This is a genomic window from Jeotgalibacillus terrae, from assembly GCF_016908195.1.
In the GTDB taxonomy this organism is placed as follows: domain Bacteria; phylum Bacillota; class Bacilli; order Bacillales; family Jeotgalibacillaceae; genus Jeotgalibacillus; species Jeotgalibacillus terrae.
On record NZ_JAFBDK010000007.1, the window covers coordinates 13124 to 35076 of the forward strand.

At 45.4% G+C, this 21953-nt stretch carries 21 protein-coding genes; 10 read left to right on the top strand and 11 right to left on the bottom strand.

Annotation, left to right across the window (positions count from 1 at the left end; all coding sequences use genetic code 11):
- Positions 1-27: 27 nt before the first annotated feature.
- A complete protein-coding gene (locus JOD21_RS08370; protein WP_204729177.1) occupies positions 28-1209 on the bottom strand; it encodes a class I SAM-dependent rRNA methyltransferase in 1182 nt (393 codons plus the stop codon).
- Entirely contained in the window at positions 1190-1660 is a 471-nt protein-coding gene (locus JOD21_RS08375) for an SRPBCC family protein (RefSeq protein WP_204729178.1), read from the bottom strand. Before JOD21_RS08375 ends, JOD21_RS08370 begins: the two co-directional genes overlap by 20 nt.
- A 157-nt stretch (positions 1661-1817) precedes the next feature.
- On the opposite strand from JOD21_RS08375, the gene JOD21_RS08380 reads away from it, so the two are divergent.
- Entirely contained in the window at positions 1818-2627 is an 810-nt protein-coding gene (locus tag JOD21_RS08380) for an SGNH/GDSL hydrolase family protein (RefSeq protein ID WP_204729179.1), read from the top strand.
- A 142-nt stretch (positions 2628-2769) separates the two neighbouring features.
- Here JOD21_RS08380 and JOD21_RS08385 read toward each other — a convergent pair whose 3' ends face one another.
- From JOD21_RS08385 to JOD21_RS08410, 6 genes are all read right to left on the bottom strand, one after another.
- Positions 2770-3078, bottom strand: coding sequence for a hypothetical protein (locus JOD21_RS08385; protein ID WP_204729180.1), 309 nt, complete (start codon positions 3076-3078; stop codon positions 2770-2772).
- Between the two features lie 14 nt (positions 3079-3092).
- Positions 3093-4046 (bottom strand): peptide-methionine (R)-S-oxide reductase MsrB, encoded by a 954-nt coding sequence (msrB, locus tag JOD21_RS08390; RefSeq protein ID WP_204729181.1) that lies wholly within the window; start codon positions 4044-4046, stop codon positions 3093-3095.
- 14 nt (positions 4047-4060) lie between these two features.
- Positions 4061-4846 carry a hypothetical protein gene (locus JOD21_RS08395; protein WP_204729182.1) on the bottom strand — a complete coding sequence of 262 codons (786 nt, stop codon included), beginning with the start codon at positions 4844-4846 and terminating at the stop codon, positions 4061-4063.
- A 161-nt stretch (positions 4847-5007) separates the two neighbouring features.
- Positions 5008-5376, bottom strand: coding sequence for a response regulator (locus tag JOD21_RS19445; RefSeq protein ID WP_204729183.1), 369 nt, complete (start codon positions 5374-5376; stop codon positions 5008-5010).
- Positions 5377-5574: 198 nt separating this feature from the next.
- Complete coding sequence (locus JOD21_RS08405; RefSeq protein ID WP_204729184.1) at positions 5575-5946, bottom strand: VOC family protein; 372 nt, start codon at positions 5944-5946, stop codon at positions 5575-5577.
- Positions 5943-6206: a hypothetical protein gene (locus tag JOD21_RS08410; protein WP_204729185.1), complete on the bottom strand. Its 264-nt coding sequence runs from the start codon at positions 6204-6206 to the stop codon at positions 5943-5945. Before JOD21_RS08410 ends, JOD21_RS08405 begins: the two co-directional genes overlap by 4 nt.
- Positions 6207-6471: 265 nt before the next feature.
- On the opposite strand from JOD21_RS08410, the gene argC reads away from it, so the two are divergent.
- The 8 genes from argC (at position 6472) to JOD21_RS08450 (ending at position 17039) form a co-directional block, all read left to right on the top strand.
- On the top strand, positions 6472-7503 hold the full coding sequence (gene argC / locus JOD21_RS08415; protein WP_204729186.1) for an N-acetyl-gamma-glutamyl-phosphate reductase: 1032 nt from the start codon (positions 6472-6474) through the stop codon (positions 7501-7503).
- A 323-nt stretch (positions 7504-7826) separates the two neighbouring features.
- Positions 7827-9053 carry a bifunctional ornithine acetyltransferase/N-acetylglutamate synthase gene (gene argJ / locus JOD21_RS08420; protein ID WP_204729187.1) on the top strand — a complete coding sequence of 409 codons (1227 nt, stop codon included), beginning with the start codon at positions 7827-7829 and terminating at the stop codon, positions 9051-9053.
- Complete coding sequence (gene argB, locus JOD21_RS08425; RefSeq protein WP_204729188.1) at positions 9016-9789, top strand: acetylglutamate kinase; 774 nt, start codon at positions 9016-9018, stop codon at positions 9787-9789. Before argJ ends, argB begins: the two co-directional genes overlap by 38 nt.
- Positions 9786-10940 (top strand): acetylornithine transaminase, encoded by a 1155-nt coding sequence (locus JOD21_RS08430; RefSeq protein WP_204729189.1) that lies wholly within the window; start codon positions 9786-9788, stop codon positions 10938-10940. The genes argB and JOD21_RS08430 overlap by 4 nt, the downstream gene beginning before the upstream one ends.
- Before the next feature lie 440 nt (positions 10941-11380).
- Positions 11381-12442: a carbamoyl phosphate synthase small subunit gene (locus JOD21_RS08435; protein WP_204729190.1), complete on the top strand. Its 1062-nt coding sequence runs from the start codon at positions 11381-11383 to the stop codon at positions 12440-12442.
- On the top strand, positions 12435-15503 hold the full coding sequence (locus tag JOD21_RS08440) for a carbamoyl phosphate synthase large subunit (protein ID WP_204729191.1): 3069 nt from the start codon (positions 12435-12437) through the stop codon (positions 15501-15503). The genes JOD21_RS08435 and JOD21_RS08440 overlap by 8 nt, the downstream gene beginning before the upstream one ends.
- A complete protein-coding gene (gene argF / locus JOD21_RS08445) occupies positions 15500-16441 on the top strand; it encodes an ornithine carbamoyltransferase (RefSeq protein WP_204729192.1) in 942 nt (313 codons plus the stop codon). The genes JOD21_RS08440 and argF overlap by 4 nt, the downstream gene beginning before the upstream one ends.
- A gap of 127 nt (positions 16442-16568) precedes the next feature.
- The gene (locus JOD21_RS08450; protein WP_204729193.1) at positions 16569-17039 is read left to right on the top strand and encodes a hypothetical protein; all 471 of its coding nucleotides are present in this window, start codon (positions 16569-16571) and stop codon (positions 17037-17039) included.
- Positions 17040-17292: 253 nt separating this feature from the next.
- Here JOD21_RS08450 and JOD21_RS08455 read toward each other — a convergent pair whose 3' ends face one another.
- The 3 genes from JOD21_RS08455 to JOD21_RS08465 form a co-directional block, all read right to left on the bottom strand.
- The gene (locus tag JOD21_RS08455; RefSeq protein WP_204729194.1) at positions 17293-18498 is read right to left on the bottom strand and encodes a YflT domain-containing protein; all 1206 of its coding nucleotides are present in this window, start codon (positions 18496-18498) and stop codon (positions 17293-17295) included.
- A 368-nt stretch (positions 18499-18866) separates the two neighbouring features.
- Complete coding sequence (locus JOD21_RS08460; protein WP_204729195.1) at positions 18867-19694, bottom strand: aldo/keto reductase; 828 nt, start codon at positions 19692-19694, stop codon at positions 18867-18869.
- 102 nt (positions 19695-19796) lie between these two features.
- Positions 19797-20540 (bottom strand): Cof-type HAD-IIB family hydrolase, encoded by a 744-nt coding sequence (locus JOD21_RS08465; RefSeq protein WP_204729196.1) that lies wholly within the window; start codon positions 20538-20540, stop codon positions 19797-19799.
- A 420-nt stretch (positions 20541-20960) separates the two neighbouring features.
- Here JOD21_RS08465 and JOD21_RS08470 point away from each other — a divergent pair, with 420 nt between their 5' ends.
- Positions 20961-21947 carry a substrate-binding domain-containing protein gene (locus tag JOD21_RS08470; RefSeq protein ID WP_204729197.1) on the top strand — a complete coding sequence of 329 codons (987 nt, stop codon included), beginning with the start codon at positions 20961-20963 and terminating at the stop codon, positions 21945-21947.
- Positions 21948-21953 lie beyond the last annotated feature (6 nt).

Genomic DNA, 21953 nt, shown 5'->3' on the forward strand with positions numbered 1-21953 from the left:
AGATGTTCCTCCTTTTGGCGGTTTTGATCAGAGCGTTTGAATCACACACACCTTCAAATAATCACCGGGCGGATAGCCTTCAGCCGTCCGGAAGTCATCCGGCAGCGAGAAGGTTTCAATGATTTTATAGCGCATGCCTTTTTCTTTAAATGCCTGATCAATAAACGACTTGAATTTTTTCATATCAAATGAAGCGGCGTTGGTTGAAGCCACAATGACACCTTTTTTCTCAGTGATGTCGATTGCCTGTTTCACAAGGTTTTTATAATCTTTTGACGCGGAAAATGTATGTTTTTTTGAACGGGCAAAGCTCGGCGGATCCATGACAACCAGGTCAAACTTCACGTCATTTTTTACACAGTAATTGAAGTAGCGGAAAACATCGCGTACCAGAATATCCTGCGCTTCATAGTCAATGCCATTCATACTGAACTGTTCAATCGTTTTCGGCACGCTTCGGTTCGCAAGGTCAACACTTGTAGTTTTGACTGCGCCGCCAAGTGCTGCAAAGACTGAAAATGCCCCTGTATAAGAGAATGTATTCAGCATGTTTTTACCTTCAGCATATTTGTCACGGATTGCTTTACGGACGTTGCGCTGATCAAGGAATACACCAGTCATCGCTCCATCATTGAGATAAACCGCAAAGTGAGCACCGTTTTCTTTTACAACCAGAGGAAAATCAGGACGCTCCCCTTTTACAAAATCATCATCTTCCACATACTGTCCCTTGGAATCAAACCGCTTCTTCTCGTAAATACTTTTAAAGGGAAGAACCTGTTCAAACGCATGCAGGATCTCATCTCTGAAGTCATAAATTCCTTTACTGTACCAGGTAAACAGATAATGGCCTGCATAGTGATCGATCGTCAGCCCGCCGATTCCGTCACCTTCCCCGTTAAACAGACGGAACGCATCTGTCTGGTTATCCTCAAAAAAGGCTTCCCTGTGCGAAGCTGCACTTTCAATCTTCTTTTTAAAAAATGCTTCGTCAATCTCCTCATGCTGATCCCATGTCAGCAACCAGCCGGAGCCTTTATTCTGCCTGCCGAGATAGCCTTTTGCGAGAAAATGGCCACGCGGATCGATTGCTGTAAATATACGGCCTTCCTGATCGTAGTCACCTTGCTGGACCATTTCTTTTGTCAGCAGCGGCCACCCTTCACGAATCTTTTCCGAGAACCCTTTTTTAATTGTTATTTTCGTCATCCTGACCCTCCGTACGGCTTTCAATATAGTTTTTCAATTTTTGTAAATGGAATAATTCCTCTTTCGAAATCATGCGCACGATCATACCTCTAAATAACGAACGGGCAAACCCCTGTGTTGTAATCTTCCCGTCAAATGTAACAAATGTACTGTTTTCACCTTCAGCACTGAATGTATACCGGAAGTTGATCTTCACACCATTTTGCTCACTGGTTACTGCATAGGATTTATTTTCAACGAACTCCGTTACAACGAGCTCTGACTGAACTTTCCGTCCACCAAGGTCTCTCACTTCTTCATACCTCGTTCCCTTTGCCGGCGGCCCATCCGTCAGTTTCTTTATGCTGACCACCTGATCCATGATTTCAGGAGATTTCTCCATTTGAATGGTTTCCTGAAATACCGTTTCAAGGGGCCGTTCAATCACCATTGTCTGATTTAATGCACCCATCACTTGACCCTCCTGTACACTTTTACTTTTCTCCATTATAACGTGTTCACGGGTCTTATGCTGAGAAGACGACAGACGTCCTATTGAGCGATTATTACATTTATGTTACAATTACATTTATAACGTGTTACTGAAAACGAAAGGATGTACCTGACTGATGAAACATTTATCTAAGTTGCTGCTAATCAGCTGTGTGTTCCTCGTACTCATGGGAATGGTACGCGGTGAATACCGTTCGAAACAAAGTGCCGTAGCTGAAGAGCTGCAAAAGCTTAACCCTGCATATAATGATGAGCTTTCTTATATAGATTTCTTAACCTACCGCGTCTTAAAAAACGGCTCAGCCCGCGTGGCCACACTTGGAAGCAGCGTGACAAAAGGCGTCGGAGCCGGCACACCGTCACAAACATGGCGTGCCCTGCTGCAGAATGAAATCCGCAGCACATCAAGACCTCTGAAGCATGTGACAATTGCTAATCATGGACATTCAGGCTATACATCAGAGATGCTCCTTCGTCCGGAAGTCATCGAAGGCGTACTGAAGAGCAGACCGGATTTACTGATTCTTGAAACATCAGTGATTAATAATTACCGTCAGAGCGTGCCGCTTGATGTAACAAAAGCATCTCTTGAAGAACTTTACCGCACATTCACACAACGGATCCCGGGCGTTGAAATTCTGTTTATCTCTCCAAATCCGATTTTAAAAACAAACCTGACAGAATCAGGTCTGAATGAACTCGGACTGACATTTGCCGACTATAATAACCTGACAAAAGCAGTTGCCGCTGAAAATGGCTGGCACTACTTCGATACACATGATGCGATTTTAAATGAAATGACTGAGCGTAACATTGCACTTGAAGATATGCTCGATGATACCATCCATCCAAATGCCCTTGGCTATGAAATGTGGTTTAACCAGCTGTACAATAACAAATTAACATTGCCGAATTTTGGCGAGTAAATGGAAAGAGCCTGAGAATTGTCTCAGGCTCTTTCATCGTTTCACTACGCTTTTGGCGGATGCTTTCCGGACGGCGGTCGCTGAGCCTTCCGGAAAGTGAAGCTTTAAATTTTTCGAGCTGTATCAACAGATCCCATCTCAACTACCCATTAAATATCGTCGCAAAAATAAACGTAAACAAAATCGGCGCAATCCATACGATCGGGAGGCTGTTCACAAGCAGCATCCTCTTCCAGTTGTAGCGGTGATAGGCCATCCACGAGATCACAATCGCCACCATCAGCACAACCGGGTAAGACCCGACCGCATATAGCACCATCCGCCCTGCAAATGAACCATCCTGTTCAATATTCATCAGCGATACGCCATAAAACGTAAACCAGACCGGCAGAAATAATAAATAAAAAAACTGGCTTCCGAATAACAGCAAAGCCACCTTGGCGTTTTTCAACAGAAGGTCCTCCTCTAATCTTTCTTTAATGCAAATAGTATCATAAAATCGCCGTAACCTTCTTCTTCAAGCCGCTCTTTCGGGATAAACCGGAGCGCTGCAGAATTAATGCAGTATCTCATGCCGCCTTTATCAGCAGGGCCGTCTTCGAATACATGCCCGAGGTGCGAATCAGCATGGCGGCTCCTGATCTCCCGGCGAGTGTTCTTTGTAGACACATCCCACTTTTCTTCTACCATCGAATCAGTAATCGGCTTTGTAAAGGAAGGCCATCCACACCCTGCATCATACTGATCACGGGATGAAAAGAGCGGTTCCCCCGATACAATATCCACATAAATTCCTTCACGTACGTTATCCCAGTACTCATTTTCATAAGGAGGCTCCGTCCCATTCTCCTGGGTGACAACATACTGCATCTCTGTCAGCCTTTCTTTCAAATGCGTTCTGTCTTTCGGCCAGTACTTACGCTGAAACTTTTCACGTCCTGACCCCTGAACGTAAAGGGCGTAACGGAAACTGTTTTTCAGATCAAAGTCCTGGTGAAAGTCTTCTGCCGGATAAAAGGTGCCCGCTTCCCTGATTTCAGTTACAATCGGCTGCTCAAAGCGGCTGCTTTCAGCAAGGTCACTTCTCGACTGAAGCGCCTCCTGCTTCTGATCATCTGTATAAGTAAAAATAATCGACCGGTACGCATCACCACGATCAGAAAACTGTCCTTCTGCGTCAGTTGGATCTGTCAACGGCCAATAAATATTAAGCAGCTCACGATAAGAAATCCGCTCCGGGTCATATTCAATATAAACAGCCTCCACATGGCCTGTACCGCCATTCTTCACCTTCGAATAGACAGCATCCTCTGCTGACCCGCCTGTATAGCCTGATATTACTTTTAAGACACCTTCCCGTTCCTGAATCGGCCTGACCAGACACCAGAAACATCCGCCTGCAAACATTGCTTTTTCCATTCAGCTCACCTCTATCAGTTTCCGCGCTGCAGATAACTCATCCAGTAGCAGACAACTGCCGCGGCAAGTGTTTTTTCATTATCCGAAAGCTCTTCACCTACTTTTACCAGATCCTGTCCGCTGGATTTCTGAAACTGCGGCTTCATTGCGTAATCGAAATATCCATGCATATAAGAAGCAAAAAAGCGGTCATCTACAGTCCTTAAATTAAAATCTCCCATTTTCGACTTCGACTTCACATCACACAACAGTTCTCCATCAGCTGTATAGATCGAACCGTTCGTTCTCGTCAGTTTTTTCTCTTCTTTATAAAAGCCCGCTGTTTCACCTTTGTGATTCCTTATCTCCAGGACATTCCGGCCATCTTCTTTTCTCTTTTGAAAAGCCACAGCAGGTTCATTATGAGAGGTAAAGATGCCTCCTGTAAAAGCGTAATATGCATCCATCCCCGGGAAAAAGATAGAAATTGCTCTTTTCCAAAGCGGCAAATTTACAATTTTATAATTACCGGTATATTCCCCATCCTTATTCACAATCGTCAGCGCCGCATAAGAACTGCCAGTAAACTCAAAGATCCATTCCTTCTCATCGAGCAGCGAGCGCCCTTCAAGCTCAGCAGCCTCTGATAGCCACCTCGCTTCTTTTTCTTTAGATCTTATGTAAAAATACGGCCCCATTCCAATTGCCATTATCGGATACACCATCACATTCAACCACTGGCTTTCCAGATAGATCATCGCTGCGCCAGTCCCGACTACAAAAACAATCCCTGCAATCAGCGCAATATGTTCTTTTTTCATTCCAGACACCCCGTTTCTTCTATAGCTTAGATACGTATGAAAGTAGAGATTTGTTTCACAATTGATGGAACTTGAAGCTGTAAAGGATTTGGGGCAATAATCACTCAGCCTCCTCGTTCACAAAAGAAAAACCCCCAGGCTTCTGCGCGGGAGTTCATCATTTATCTTAATCTATTTTTTAAATGCTGGGTCAATGTATTTCTTAACATTTCCGACGTCAGCGGCAATATGTCTCCAGTAGTCTTTCGTCCTTCTCTTGCCAGTTGTAACCCTCTTGTTGCATCTTCATGATGCCACAGATAGACAATCGGACATTTGGAATACTCTCTGATTTGACGGTACCAGTAAAATCCGTCGAAAAAAGGCAGTTTCACATCCAAGAGCACCAAGTCTGGTTTTTCTTCGATGAAATGCTCTATAATCCGTTCAAAATCTGTGACCGGTATGGATTGATACCCCAGGTCTGAAACCTGTTCTGTGAGATCCAGGCGAAGGTCAGCGTTATCTTCAATAATCATGATGCGCTGCATGCTGATGACCTCCTTACATTTTCATTCCATAAACAGAACGGTCACTTGTACTCTCTATTAAACTTTGAACTAAATACGCTCCTTACAAAAAACACTTTCGTTCAACAGATTGCGATCTGTTGTTCTCATCTTTTCACACTTGAGCACTTTTGTCAAAGGCTGGCAGCAAAAAGCCTGTTTACCTCTGTTTCTATCAACTTAAACGTGATATTCAAGAAATTCTAATTTATTGCCAAAAGGATCCCTCACAAAAAACCGGGTCCTTCCTTCAATTGGCTGTTCTTCCTGAATGGATATGTTCTCCTCAGTCAATCGGATGCGGAGCTGCTCAAGGTTTTTCACAACAAACGCCGGATGCGCCTTTCTCGGAGGCGTATACGGCTCTTCACGGCCGATGTGAATTTCCTGATGTCCACACAAAAACCAGCACCCGCCATTCCCACGAAGGTTAACAGGCTTAGGTGTTTCTTTCAACCCCAGCAGATCAGTATAAAAACGGCGAGCCTCATCTTCACTTCCTGCAGGAGCTGTTAACTGCACGTGATCAATGCCTTCAAACTGAAAACTCATCCCTTCATCTCCTTTATCTTTTCTTCAACAATTCTGATAAATGAAATTGGATTCTCTCTCACTTTATAAGGAAAAAGCCCTTTTGTCGTATGAACATAGAGCAGTCCGAAACTTCTCATGCTTTCTTTATAGGAAAGATCCAGAATCTCGTGGAAATAAAATTCGTTGGAGTCATCAGTCAATTTTTGAGGATACAGATGAAGAAAACTTTCGTGTTCGATAATATGCTGTTCTTCCCATTCAATTTTGCGCGTGATCATAATATACGGCTGCGATGCAATACGGCTGATAGGAAACCCCTCCTCTGACTTGTTTACTTCCTATTATTTTAACGAATTGAACCCTGGAAAGATATCCGCAGGGCTTAACAGATTAATAAAGAACATAAAAAACTTTCTTCCTACTGCTATCTATGTTGTAAGCGTTACCATTAACTGAATTGCACAACATTTTATAAAAATACGGTTGATTTTATTTTTATACATACCTATAATATGCCTAACATATTTTTTTGGAGTGATGGATGTGAAAGTTGGAATTATAGGTGCAACCGGCTATGGCGGTCTTGAGTTAATCAGACTTTTACATCGTCACAGCGGAATTTCTTCAATTGACCTGTTTACTTCTTCTGAAGAAGGAGAGTTATTTTCTCATAAATATTCATATCTAATGAATATTTATGACACCCCTCTTCATAAAATCAGAATTGAGCATTTAGCTAAAATGGATGTAATTTTCACAAGCACACCAAGCGGCGTTACGAGCAAGCTGCTGCCTCCTCTGATCGGTAAAGGACCACGAATCATTGATCTCTCGGGCGATTACCGGCTATCAGCGAAGGATTACACTGAGTGGTACGGCAAAGATGCCGCACCGGAAACGTCTCTTCAAAAAGCAGTGTATGGACTGACGGAATGGAACCGTGATGCAGTAAAAGATGCTTTCATGGTGGCAAACCCGGGCTGTTATCCGACTGCCGTGCTGCTCAGCCTGCTACCGGCAGTGAAAAACGGACTGATCGATACAGACAGCCTGATCATAGATGCTAAAAGTGGTGTATCAGGCGCTGGAAACAAGCCGAATCAGATGACTCATTTCAGCGAAACAAATGAGAGTCTATCAATATATAAAGTGAATAAGCATCAGCATATCCCTGAAATCGAAACCGGCCTTGCCCGGTTCGCGGAGAAGACACGACCCATCACCTTCAGCACGCACCTCGTGCCAATGACGCGGGGAATCTTGGCAGCCGCTTATGCACCGCTTGCTGACGGTGTAACAAAAAAGCAGCTGCAGGAATGTTATGAGGACAGTTACCGGAACGAAACATTTGTCAGAGTGATGCCACCCGGACCGAAATTCAGCACGAACCAGGTATATGGATCAAATTACTGCGACCTTCAAATTCACGTGGACCCACGGACTAACCGCGCCACGATCGTCTCAGTCATTGATAACCTCGTAAAAGGTGCAGCCGGGCAGGCGATCCAGAATATGAACGTTCAATTTGGATTTAAAGAATCAGAAGGACTTGATTTAGTCCCTTCGTATATTTAGTTAACTATTAGGATTTGATTCAAGAATCGCTTCACCTTTTCGTGAAGAACTACGCTTTCCGCGGACGAACGCTCAGGCCGGGCAGAAAACCACTGCCCTGCGGGGCCTTTCACGATCGTTTTTCCGCAGGAGTCGCCGTCCTTCACTCCAAGGTTCAGCTTAAGTTGTGAATAACAAAATTTATCCAGCTCCAGGCGCTAGCTGCTCGAGTCATAAGTCACTGAACGATAAAGGGAAAGATCGCCCTTTTTCGTTCCGCGCCTTATGCTTGTCGCAGCTGGCCAAGCGCCTTCCGCTTTTATCTGAAGGAGGAATCTTATAGTATGACAACTGTCTATCCATCGATTAAGAAGATTTCAGGGAATAATATTGCTTCGCCAATCGGATTTAAAGCTGCAGGTCTTCACTGCGGTATTAAACATAAAAAGAACGATCTTGCGCTGCTCGTCAGCGAGGTGCCTGCAAATGCTGCGGGTGTGTATACGACAAACGCGGTTCAGGCCGCCCCTCTAAAAGTCACAAAAGAAGCGCTGGCTGTTGAAAAGAAAATGCAGGCAATCATCGTGAATTCAGGTAATGCCAATGCCTGTACCGGGAAGCAGGGTTATGTGGATGCACAGACAATGCAGCATTTAACAGCGAATCTTTTAAATATCGAATCACACCTTGTAGGCGTCGCTTCGACAGGTGTGATCGGTGAGAAGCTGCCGATGGACCGCTTAAAATATGGCATCCCAAAATTAGAGCCGACAGCCGGATTAAAGGGCTCAATCGATTTTTCACAGTCGATCTTAACGACTGATACTGTTTCGAAAAATACAGCATATAAAGTGGATATTGATGGTAAAACAGTGACTGTTGCAGGCACTGCAAAAGGATCCGGGATGATTCACCCGAACATGGCTACAATGCTTGGTTTTATTTCAACTGATGCAGCGATTGAATCAGATCACCTGCATGGTGCTTTAAAGTCAGTAGTAGACCGCTCGTTCAACTCAATTACAGTCGATGGGGATACCTCAACGAATGATATGGTACTTGTCATGGCGAATGGTCTTGCAGAAAACAAGACGCTCACGCCATCACACCCTGACTGGAAAGTATTTGTTCAGACATTGCTCCACGTCTGTGAAGACCTTGGAAAGATGATCGCGAAAGACGGCGAGGGTGCGACGAAGCTGATTGAAGTTGAAGTAAACGGCGCTAAGAACGATGAGGAAGCCCGTAAAATCGCTAAAACCGTTGTTGGATCACCGCTTGTGAAAACAGCGGCATTCGGTTGTGACGCCAACTGGGGACGTATTTTAGCAGCCGTCGGATACAGCGGTATGACGATTGATCCTGAGGAAGTGGAGATCTTAATCGGCTCCACGCCTGTTGTCCGTGAAGGTGAGCCGCTCGCATTCTCAGAAGATGAACTGACTGAGTATTTAAAGCAGCCGGAAATCAAACTCAAAGTAAATGTAAATCAGGGTGATGGAAAAGGACTGGCATGGGGGTGTGATCTGACTTATGACTACGTACAGATCAACGCAAGCTACAGAACCTGAGACAGTCGTGATCAAGCTCGGCGGCAGTTTACTCGAACGGCTGACCGCTGACTTTTTCAAAGGCATTCATCAAATGATTCAAAACGGAAAGCGTGTGATCATCGTGCATGGTGGCGGACCCGCCATTAATCGCACGCTTGAGGAAGCTGGCATACAAACACCAGTCATTAACGGCTTGCGTGTTACACCCGAAGAAGCCATTACACTTGTTCAGACAACGCTGATCGGCTCAGTCAATCCATGGATCGTCCATCAGCTCGGGCAGGCTGATATCAGAGCAGTCGGCTTGAACGGCTTTGATGGCAGTCTGATTGAAGCATCCTTTTTAGATAAAAGTGTATATGGTTTTGTCGGAAAAATTGAGAAAGTAGATCCTTCCATACTCAATATGCTAAGTGGTGCTTTGCCGGTTATTTCATGTATTGGCAGTACTGCTGAGGGGCAGGCGCTCAATATTAACGCTGACACAGCCGCTGAAAAAGTAGCGGCTGCTGTCGGCGCAGATGAGCTGTTATTTGTGACTGATACACCAGGCATAAAAGTAAACGGTACATCCGTTTCTACAACCAGTCCTGACGAGATCAGCGGCTGGATTGAAGACGGTACGATCTACGGCGGCATGATCCCAAAAGTTCAGGCAGCGGCCGGATGCCTTCAAAGCGGTATTCCTGCTGTCCGGATTGTCAATGAAATGCTTGAAGGTACAACCATTTTAAAGGAGGTGGCAGTCAGATGAGTGCACTGTTTCAAAATTATGCAAGGCGTTCCCTTCATATTGTCAAAGGCGAAGGCACTATCGTATGGGATGATCAGGGTAAAAGCTACCTTGATTTCACCAGTGGCATCGCAGTGGTCAGTCTCGGCCACTGCCACCCGAAAATGGTGAGTGCGATCCAGGCACAGGCTGAAAATCTCTGGCATATCTCAAACCTGTTTGAAAGCCCTGCTCAGGAAAAACTGGCAGCTGACCTTGTAAAAGATACTGCCCTTTCACGCGCGCTTTTTTGTAACAGCGGTGCGGAAGCGAATGAAGCAGCGATTAAACTTGCCAGAAAAGCAACAGGAAAGCATGTGATCATCACATTTGAACAGTCGTTCCACGGCAGAACGACCGGTGCGATGGCTGCAACCGGCCAGGATAAAGTCAAAGAAGGTTTTGGACCGCTCATGCCTGAGTTCAGAACGATTCCTTTTAATGATCAGGAAGCTCTAAAAGAAGCCATTGATGAAGACACAGCAGCTGTCATGCTCGAAATGATTCAGGGTGAAGGCGGCGTCAATCCGATTGACCCTGACTTCGCTGAAGCGCTTCAGCAGCTGTGTGAGTCAAACGGGGTTTTAATTATTATTGATGAAGTCCAGACCGGCATCGGCCGCACTGGCAGCCGTTACGCTTTTGAACAGACACCACTCAAGCCTGATATTGTGACACTCGCAAAAGGGCTTGGCGGCGGTTTCCCTATCGGCGCGATTCTCGGCTCTGAAGCATTAGCTGACCATTTCGGACCGGGAACGCACGGTTCCACTTATGGCGGCAACCCGCTTGCCGTTACAGCGGCACAGACTGTCGTTGACCATGTGTTTCAGGAAGCATTTCTTGAGGAAGTCCGGCAAAAGGGAGCGTACCTGCGTGAACAGCTCGCTTCACTATTCGGACTATCTAACGTCACATGTGTCCGCGGTCAGGGTCTGATGCTCGGCATCGTCCTCAGCACAGACGCTGCGTCGATTGTGAAAAAAGCAGAAGAAAATGGGTTGTTGCTTGTACCGGCCGGACCAAATGTGATCAGACTCCTTCCGCCGCTGACTGTCAGTTATGAAGAGTGTAAACAGGCAGCTTCTTTGTTGGAGAAGACGATGATGCAGGTTGAGTATACGGTTAGTTGAGGGTTTTTGTTGTTCATGAGATTTGTTCGTATGTTCAGGAAATTATGCATGGTGTTCAGGAAATTTCGGATGGTGTTCATGAGATTACATGCCAGGTTCATGAAATTTCATCACCGGTTCAGAAAATCATGTCATTTGACCCAGATCATCTGACCAATTGATCGCGATCCACCCAACCAAAGTTAAATACAAACTGTCCCGGAAGCCACCTTCCCGGACAGTATTCTTATTAACCCTTATGAATAATAATACAATTGATTTTATATTTATCCAAAAGCGTTGATTGAAGTGGAAGGCGGTGACTCCAGGGGGATAAAACGGACAGGTGAGACCCCGCAGCGCGCAGCGTGAGGAGGCTCACCGCCGTTCCCCCGGAAAGCATCCGCCTGCAACGGAAATCATAAGCGATTACTATATTCAACACTAAGGAGGCGGTTCTCATGAAAGGAACGCTGTCACTGTCGAACGGACAGTCATTCGAAGGATCATGGAAAGGCGCGGTTAAAGACGTACAGGGAGAAATCGTCTTCTTCACAGGGATGACAGGCTACGAGGAAGTGCTCACAGATCCATCCTATTACGGACAGATCATTGTATTTTCCTACCCGCTGATGGGCCAATACGGGATTCAGAATCTGCATCTTGAATCAGCTGATATCCAACCCGCGGGCATAGTTGTGACTGAATTGTATGAAGGTACGCTTGAACGCGGGATTTCACTTTTAGAATTTGCTGTGATGCATAACGTCCCCATTATGACGGGCGTGGATACACGCTCTGTCATTCAGACAATCCGCGAAGACGGTACGATGCAGGCGGTGATGCAGCTTGAAGGGAAGCCGCTTCCTGCCTGGGAGCCAATCCGCACATTTGTTGTGCCGCATGTGACAGCGAAAGAGGCCGTTACTTACGGGCAAGGTTCTCCTCATATCGGACTGATTGATTTCGGTTATAAAAAGTCCATTTTACAGGCGCTGTTAGACCGTGGCTGCAAGGTGACTGTATTTCCGTATACGGTATCCACAAGTGAATTGATGAGTACCTCATTGGATGGATTGCTGTTTTCTAATGGACCTGGTGACCCTGCATCTCTTATGCATAAAATTGATGATTATCGCGCATGGGCTAATGCTTATCCGACACTCGGGATCTGTCTTGGTCATCAATTGCTCGCGATTGCTTTTGGTGCTTCAACTGAAAAGCTGGCGTTTGGTCACCGCGGCGCAAATCACCCTGTTATGAATGTTAAAACGAAGCGCGTCAGCATGAGTTCGCAAAATCACAGCTACGTTGTAAAGGAAGGTTCTATCCCGGCAAACGTAGACATTTTATATACAAATGTAAATGACAGCAGCGTGGAAGGTCTGCAGCATAAGAATCTCCCGCTATTGACTGTTCAGTTCCACCCGGAGGCTTCACCGGGTCCGGCTGAGCATCATGAAGTATTTGATTCATTTTTTAATCTGATTCAACAGGAAAAGAAGGTGTCACAACATGCCTAAACAGCAGGAAATTAAAAAAGTACTTGTAATCGGATCCGGTGCGATTGTAATCGGTCAGGCCGCTGAGTTTGACTATTCAGGCACTCAAGCCTGCACCGCTCTTCGCGAAGAAGGGATCGAAGTTATTCTGATCAATAATAATCCGGCAACGATTATGACAGATGAAACGACTGCAGACCGCGTGTATTTTGAGCCGCTGACAGTTGAAAGCGTGAAAGAAATTCTTGAAAAGGAAAAACCGGACGGACTGCTTGCTACAGTTGGCGGTCAGACCGGGCTGAACCTTGCAATGGCACTGACTGATCAGGGCGTTTTAGATGAGTATGGCGTCAAGCTTCTCGGCACGGATATTCACTCTATTAAAAAAGCTGAAGACCGCGATGCTTTCCGCTCACTGATGAAAGAACTGAATGAACCCGTTCCGGACAGTGAGATCATTTATAACGAAAAAGAAGCACTGGCATTCGCTGATACGTGCGGCTACCCGATTATCGTGCGCCCGGCTTACACACTTGGCGGCTTTGGCGGAGGGATTGCTTCTGATCAGAAAACTTACCTGACCCTCGTCAAGCAGGGACTTTCAGCAAGTCCGATCCATCAGTGTCTTGTTGAAAGGAGCATTGCAGGCTACAAGGAAATTGAATATGAAGTGATGCGTGATGCAGCAGGTACGTGCATCACGATTTGTAATATGGAAAACCTTGATCCGGTGGGTGTGCATACAGGGGATTCGATTGTGACAGCGCCGAGTCAGACGCTGCACGATAAGGAATATCATATGCTCAGAACGTCTTCAATTAAGATTATTGAAGCGCTCGGCATTGTCGGCGGATGCAATATCCAGTTCGCGCTGCACCCATCAAGCGGTGATTATTTCCTGATTGAAGTGAATCCGCGTGTGAGCCGCTCATCTGCCCTTGCATCAAAAGCGACCGGCTATCCGATTGCACGCCTTGCTGCAAAACTTGCAGTCGGTTATTACCTGCACGAATTGAAAAACCCGGTGACTGGAACGACATTTGCGAGCTTTGAGCCTGCACTGGATTACGTTACTGTTAAAATTCCGCGCTGGCCGTTTGACCAGTTTACCGGTGCGAACCGTAAGCTTGGTACGCAGATGAAAGCAACGGGTGAAGTGATGGCGATTGAACGTTCAATCGAAGCGGCTTTTCAAAAAGCGATCCGTTCACTTGATCAGAAAATTGACGGCCTCTTCCTCCCTGCTTTGTCACAGTTCGAGACAAAGGAGCTTGAAACACTTGTGAAAGAGCCGGATGACCGCAGACTGTTTGCAATATTTGAGCTTTTAAAAAGAGGCATTTCAACCTCTACACTGCATGAGTGGACAAAAATTTCACTTTATTATCTATCCGTGTTATCAAGACTTGTTCAGGCGCAATGCTCTTATGAAGAGCTTGCCTGGCCTGAAGTGACAAAGGAGAAATTGTTCGCAGCGAAAAAACTTGGTTTCACCGACAAGCAGCTTGCAGGCTGCTGGAATGTGCCCGTTTCCCTGATCAAAAAGCAGCGTGAAAAGTGGCAGATTACGCCTTCATACAGAATGGTTGATACGTGTGCAGCTGAGTTTGAAGCGAAGACGAATTACTTTTACTCAACGTGGAGCGGCTCTTCTGATACGCGTAGCAGCAACAAACCGAAAGTTGCTGTCATTGGTTCAGGTCCGATCCGTATCGGGCAGGGAATTGAGTTCGACTACTGCTGCGTTCACAGCGTGCTTGCACTGCAGAAAATGGGTTATGAAGCAGTCCTGATCAATAACAACCCTGAAACGGTCAGCACGGATTATGAAGTCGCAGATGCGCTCTATTTCGAACCGCTATGTGCTGAAGATATTATGAACGTGCTTGAATTTGAAGGTATCACTGCAGTCATCGTGCAGTTTGGCGGGCAGACGTCTATTAATGTAGCAAAAGAGCTTGAAGATGCAGGGTATAACCTGCTCGGTTCCACTTCTGACATTCTGGATGAGATGGAAGACCGCGACCGCTTCTACACATTTTTAAAAAACGCAGGACTGCCGGTGATTCCGGGATTTACTGCGAACCAGCCGGCAGAAGTCTGGCAGGCTGCAGATGACCTGAATTATCCGATTCTGTTACGTCCTTCTTATGTGATTGGTGGCAGCGGAATGATCAAGCTGAACAGCGATGAAGAACTCGAAGCCTATTTAGCTTCAGCGCAGATTGAATACCCGGTCCTTGTTGATAAATTTATTCAGGGGAAAGAAACTGAAGTTGATGTCCTGTCTGATGGAAAAACTGCCTGGGTCGCAGCTGTCTATGAGCATATTGAAGGAACCGGCGTCCATTCAGGCGATAGTATTGCAATCACTCCGCCTCTGTCACTCTCAGCTTCGATGCTTGATCAGGTATGTGATACAGCGGTTCATATTGCGAAGAAGCTCGATTTCAAGGGACTTTTCAATATTCAGTTCGTATGCCAGGACAGCGGACTATATGTCATAGAAATTAACCCGCGTGCTTCAAGAACGGTGCCGATCAGCAGTAAATCAACGAATGTTCCACTCGTTCAGCATGCAACATCTATCATGCTTGGCAAAAAGCTGAATGAACTCGGCATCTCACAAATTTTTAACGGACAGCGCGGCTTTACAGTCAAAGCGCCTGTCTTCTCACATATTAAGCTGCCAGGGCTGTCTCCTGAGCTGACACCTATGATGACATCCACGGGTGAAGTCATGGCTTCTGACAGAGACCCTGAAATCGCAATGAAAAAGGCATTATCCGGTTCAAGCCAGCAGCTCGCTGACTTATGGAGCGGCGGCAGCATCTATATTACAGATCAGCAGGAAACCGGACTAATTAAGTCCTGGCAGGAAAAAGGCTTTTTAGTCTACACACCTGAAACAGCCGATTTCTCTAGATGGATGGACCGCGATGATAAAAAAGCGGTGATTTCACTTGAGGGTGATCCTGATCTGATCAGAACGGCAGCGATCCACCGCTTGCATGTCTGGACAAGAAAAGAAACTGCGGAAGCATTTTTCAACACACTTCCCAAAAAAGGAGTTTTCGTATGAATATGCTCATTCCTACACTTCAGCATAAAGATCTGCTGACGTTAAGAGACTATACATCCAACGAAATATTAGAGTTAATTGAATTTGCAGCTGAACTGAAAAAACCCGAAAATAAGCACCTCCCTCTTTTACAGGGGAAAGTGCTCGGGATGATCTTTGAGAAGTCATCGACCCGTACACGCGTATCATTCGAAGCTGGCATGCTGCAACTTGGCGGACATGCGATGTACCTGAGCACAAGAGATATCCAGATGGGACGCGGCGAAACGATTGCTGATACAGCGCGCGTCCTGTCAGGCTATCTTGATGGTATTATGATCCGTACATTTGCACAAAGCACGGTTTCTGAGCTTGCTGAAAATAGTTCAATTCCTGTAATCAATGGACTGACTGATGATTACCACCCATGTCAGACGCTTGCGGATCTGCTCACCATTCATGAGACATTCGGGTCATTTAAGCATAAAAAAATGGCGTATATCGGGGACGGCAATAACGTTGCGCACTCGCTGATGATCGGTGCTGCAAAAATGGGTATGCACTTCACACTCGCCTGTCCGGCAGGCTACGAGCCCGATCAGGAGATTCTTGCATATGCACAGGCTGAAGGCGCGAAAACCGGTGCGGATATCACCGTTACACACGATCCGGCAGCAGCCACAGCAGGCGCTCACGTCATCTACACCGATGTCTGGGCAAGTATGGGCCAGGAAGCGGAACAGGAAGCACGACTGAAGGCGTTTGAAGGCTTTCAGGTTAACGAGTCCCTCGCAGCACACGCAGACCCTGACTATATTTTCATGCACTGTCTCCCTGCCCACCGCGAGGAAGAAGTGAGCACAGCCATTCTTGAAGGTAAGCATTCAGTTGTCTTTCAGGAAGCAGAAAACAGACTGCATGCGCAGAAAGCTTTGCTTGTTGCATTGATGGGAAAATAATTGCTGCGGCTGAGACAATCCATCTCAGCCGCTTTTTCCTGAGCACTCATAAAATCACTCTCATATGGTGATATCTGTACAATATGCTATAATAAACGGCATCTATTAACGAACGGAGGCAGACTACATGCTTACTTTTGAAGAAAAGCTTGAGATCATTGAATCATTTGAAGAATTAGCGCGGCATAACGTATCGCTTGGACGTGTTAATTTTCATTTTGAAGGAAGCATCCGTGAAAAGAAAACGGTTGTCTACCACCTTCACCCTAACGGAAACGGCTTTGTCTATACTGCTCATCTGGATGATTACCCATCTGACGCTAAAGGAATGACAAATATCCGTGATTGCAGTGAAGAGGATCTGCGCAGCATCATCGCAGCGTCAATTGATTCTCTGATGACTGAAGAACTCGCTGACTTTGAACCTTTCACAGACGAACCATGGGTCAATTCAAACGGTCAGGAACTGATACTGACACGTGAAGATGCTGATACGTGGAGCGTCTATGCTGATGATATGCTTGACGGCATTTTCACCACATATGATGAAGCTGCATCCTACCTGGATCAGGAAGGTTTCTCGAAAAAAACGCGCTGATTGGCGCGTTTTTTTGTTTGGGATTTTTGGGGAGATGCTGGTTCCGAAGATTATGTTTAATGTTCCGGAGATTACATATGTGGTTCCGGAGATTACCCGTGATGTTCATGAAATGTCGCTGATGGTTCAGAAGATTTCATCTCCTGTCCCCGAAATAGTGTAATTTGACCCAGCCCGACCACTCCAATATTTTAAAACAACAAAAAACCCGGACACAGGCATCTCTGCCCGCTCCGGGTTCATTCTCCACTGATTATATACGATCTTTATTTCTAAAATGATTCTCTTCCATTAACAACCTGCGTTCCTGTTCTTCTTTATCAAGCTTTGGATCATGAGAAGACTTTGCACGATCACGGTCGCGCAGCGTTGTTTCCTCGCCTGGATGCTCCTGATGGGCATGTTCATTCGGGTTCTGCTCAGAAATGTCTTCCTGGCCACGCAGACGGCCCTTACTGTCAGCCTCAGCTTCTACGTGTCTGTCACTGTTAGACTGACTTTTGTCTACCCATACCGATTCCTGTCCGTCCACAACACGGCGTTTGTTATCCGCTCCACCATGCTCTTCCGGTGGTTCAACCTCTTCATGACGATGCTTACCAGACGGATCTCCCTGATAGTTCGGCTGATCCGGTCTTACCTGACCGCGCGGCGTGCCCGCATCTACTGCGTCAGGTGAAAACTCTTCTTCTCCCTGACCACCGCCATATTGCCGCTTATCATGCTCAGAAGGCTCAAGAATTTTACCGCGGTCATCTGGCGCACGGTATTCTTCAGCATCTTGATCATGACGATCTGCTGCAGCGGCATCCTTATGTCCGGAATGGTTAGGTGTCCGCTGTTCTTCAGCTCTGATCACGTCTTCTCTGCTGTCATTGACCGGCTGTGTCGGTTCCGGATTATCAATATTCGGGTCAACATAACGGTCTCGGTCACCCAGCGCGCGGTTATGGTCTACGCCTGCAGTGTTATGATCTGTTCGTTCAGCTAGCGGTCTGCCGGCACCTTCAGCAGCTGACGTACGGCTGTGGGTCTGGTCCTCTGTAAAATTCGTTCCGCTCACCTGATGATCTGCACGTGAATCCGGGTCAAGTCCACCGGCTGCCGGACTTACATAATCATCGTTTTCATCCGCATAAGCACTATCGGCATATAATAAAAATGCACCGTTTCGCACTTCATCATAATACCGTTCTGCATCTTCTTTCTCCATTCCCATACGGTCAAATGCTTCTCTTACAGAAGAATCTCCTGCAACAAATGCTTTGAATTTATCCCACCAGTTTCCTTCAACTGCTTCAATATCTGCGTCTGTACGCCCTCTAACTAGAGACAATTCATCTTTATCACGTGCGACAACGTACATATCGCTTTCTTTGTATCCCTGAAGTTTAAGGTCTTCGATTTTCTTTAGAACATCCTGTTCTGAATGGAATGTTTCAACAAATGTTTTTGACATGGTAGTTCCTCCTCTAGAGTCGTTCTGAATTTTTCAACATAGTTTGGAAATACCCTGTCTTTGAATTGTTAAAACAATCTGAAGTGCATCGTAATGGTAAATAATGATATTTACCTACTATTTGTAATGAATGTAATGTAAAATTTCACTTCGCTTCGGCGGAACATTTTTTGGCCCCATTTGACCTCCCCTGCTTCTTCTGCTGGAGTCGCCGTCCTCCGCTCCGCTCACCTCTCCTGGATTACTAGTAATATGACGCTGTCAGCTATCAAACTTATATAATCATTTATCGTATAATCACTTTATTAAAAAAGCTTTTGTTCAGATAAAAACCCGGAAGCATTTAAGCTCCCGGGTTTATCAATCATTTATTCTTTATTCATTTCATTCGGATGCGGACCCTTGCGTTCGCCGCGGTCAAGCGCATTGATACTTTTCAGTTCGTCTTCAGTCAAAGCAAAGTCGAAAACGTCGAAGTTTGATTCGATGCGTGATGGTGTTACTGACTTCGGAATGACAATGCTGCCTGACTGAAGGTGCCAGCGGATGACAACCTGAGCAGGCTCTTTACCGTACTTTTCAGCGATATTACGGATAATATCGTCTTCAAGTACTTCTCCACCCTGCATAAGCGGGCTCCATGCTTCAAGGAAAATGTCGTGCTTCGCACAGAATTCCTTCAGCTCATGCTGTCCGTGGTATGGGTGGCACTCTACCTGGTTCAGGACAGGTTTTACTGTGCACTCATCCATCAGGCGCTGCAGGTGCTCAATTTCAAAGTTACATACGCCGATCGCTTTTACTTTGCCGTCTTCATACAGCTTTTCAAGCGCTTTATACGTTTCTACATATTTATCTTTTTCAGGCATCGGCCAGTGAATCAGATACAGATCCACGTAGTCGAGTCCAAGCTTCTCAAGGCTAGTTTCCAAAGCTTCAAGCGTGCTGTCATAACCCTGGTCTGCGTTCCATACTTTTGTTGTGATGAACAGCTCTTCACGGGGCACGCCCGCTTCGCGGATACCCTGTCCGACAGCCTCTTCATTTTTGTAGATCATGGCTGTGTCGATTGAGCGGTAACCTGTTTCGATTGCTTTCTTTACTGAGTCAACGCCTGTCTGGTGATCTTCAACCTGCCATACGCCAAGTCCGATCTGCGGCATTTTCAGTCCATTGTTTAATGTAACGATATCCATGTGAAAAACTCCTTTCGAATGTGAAAATTCAAATCAAGTATATACATGCGCATTTTAAAAGTCACATTCTTTGTTATTTCCGTTTCCGAAAGAAATAAACCATCATTTGAGCACAAAGCGTCTAATTGCCTCTGCGACGCCATGATTTTCATTTGAATGAGTCACCCAGTCAGCTGCTTCTTTTACTTTTGGCTGAGCGTTCTCCATCGCTATGCCAATGCCTGATTCTTTGATCATCGCCAGATCATTCAGACTGTCTCCCACTGCCATGACCTCATCCATACTGATGTTCAATTTTTTACAGACTTTGCGAATGGCAGCAGCTTTATTGATGCCAGCTGCATTGACTTCTATATTTGTCAGACTTGAATTCGTCACTTCAAGCTCTTCACGCTTTGATAACTCTTTCCAGATCAGTTCCCGGACATGATCATCTTTTATATCAAACCCGAATTTCAGCCACTGAAAATCGTGAATATTTTGTGGGAAAGTTGTATTTCTATTAAATACGCCTTCTACTGTTGAAGACCAGTAATGTGTGTCGTGTTTTAATGCCATGTCCAGCATAAACTCAACGTGAGATGAATCAATCATTGTTCTTTCAATCAGGGCGCGATCCGGACTCCAGATCTCCCCTCCATTCACTGTAATCAGGTAAGTGGAGAGCTTCAGAGAGTCAACAATCTTTTCAGCATATAAAAGAGGACGTCCTGTACTGACCATGACTGCTTTGCCCTGTTCCTGTGCCGCTTTAATTGCCTCTCTATTTTTATCAGACACGCTGTGATCATTTCTGAGAAGTGTGCCATCCATATCTAAAGCGATAAGCTGTATATCTTTTTTCATGTGAGTCTCCTTCCAGATCTACTGCTTACAAGTATAGACGTTTTACTTGATTAAATCGACCGGGACCCTTTGTGAATAAGGGTTTACGAAATATATTTCGCTCCCCAAAATACTATTAAATGAATAATATTTTTATAAGATGTATAGACAAGAAGGCGGATTCATGTTTTCATAGTGTTAGCCCACACACCCCCCTTTTTATTTATGAAGGAATACATATGAAAATCACTTTCACAGGCACTTACACCCACCCTATCCAATGAAAACCATTTCAATTGTCATTATTAATCAGAATAAAAAGAATATTAAGAATTTTTTAATTTAGTATTGAAATCGTTTTCATAATGTTATATGCTTTAGTTGTGAAAACGATTTCATATGAATTCACAAATGGGGGTGTTCCTATAGGAGGGTCAGCGCGTGTACACCATTAAAGACGTGGCGCTAAAAGCTGGGTTGTCACAGGCTACCGTATCAAGAGTGATTAATAATCATCCGTATGTCAGTGAGGACAAAAAGCAGGCTGTACAAAGAGCGATGGAAGAACTTGGTTATGTGCCAAATTCCTCTGCACGGAGACTGCGCAACATAAAGACAAAGAAAGTTGCCGTTTTGATCTCCAGAATCGTAAATCCTTTTTTCAGCCAGCTGGTCGATGCGATGGAGCAGAAAGCAGCAAAACATGGCTATCAGTTGATTCTTTGTAACACAAGAATCAATCCTGAAAAAGAATTGGAGTATTTTGAGCTGCTTCAGTCCAAGCAGGTCGACGGCATTATTCTGGCAGCAGCCGAAAACAAATGGGAAGCAATTGCCCCATTTACAAGATACGGAACTGTCATTTACTGCAATGAATACGATCCCGATGCAACAGTCACGAGAGTCCGTCTCGACCAGGTTGAAGGCGGATATATTGGCACGAAGCACTTACTCGACAAGGGACACAGAAAAATCGGTTACTGCCAGGGGAACGACAGCAGCGTTTCTGTGAATCGCCGCAGAGGATATTTGAAAGCGGTTACAGAAGCCGGAATCGAACCAAACCCTGAGTGGATGTTTAAGGACATTTTTACAATTGATAATGGCAGAGAAATTTTCAGACGCATTGCCGCAATGGATGACCGCCCTACCGCTTTCTTTACAGGGAGTGATGAGGTGGCGGCAGGAATGATTAAGGAAGCACAGCTGAATGGCTGGTGCGTCCCTGATGATCTTGCGGTTGTCGGATTTGATGATCAGCCGATTGCTACGTTGATGGATCCGCAATTCACGACAATTAATCAGTTCACTTCTGACATTGGCGAAAAAGCGATGGAAGTCATGCTTGAAATCATTGAAGGAAAACGTGAAAACAAGGCAGAGGATATTCTTCTACCTTTGAAATTAATTGAAAGACAATCAACTTAAAAACTA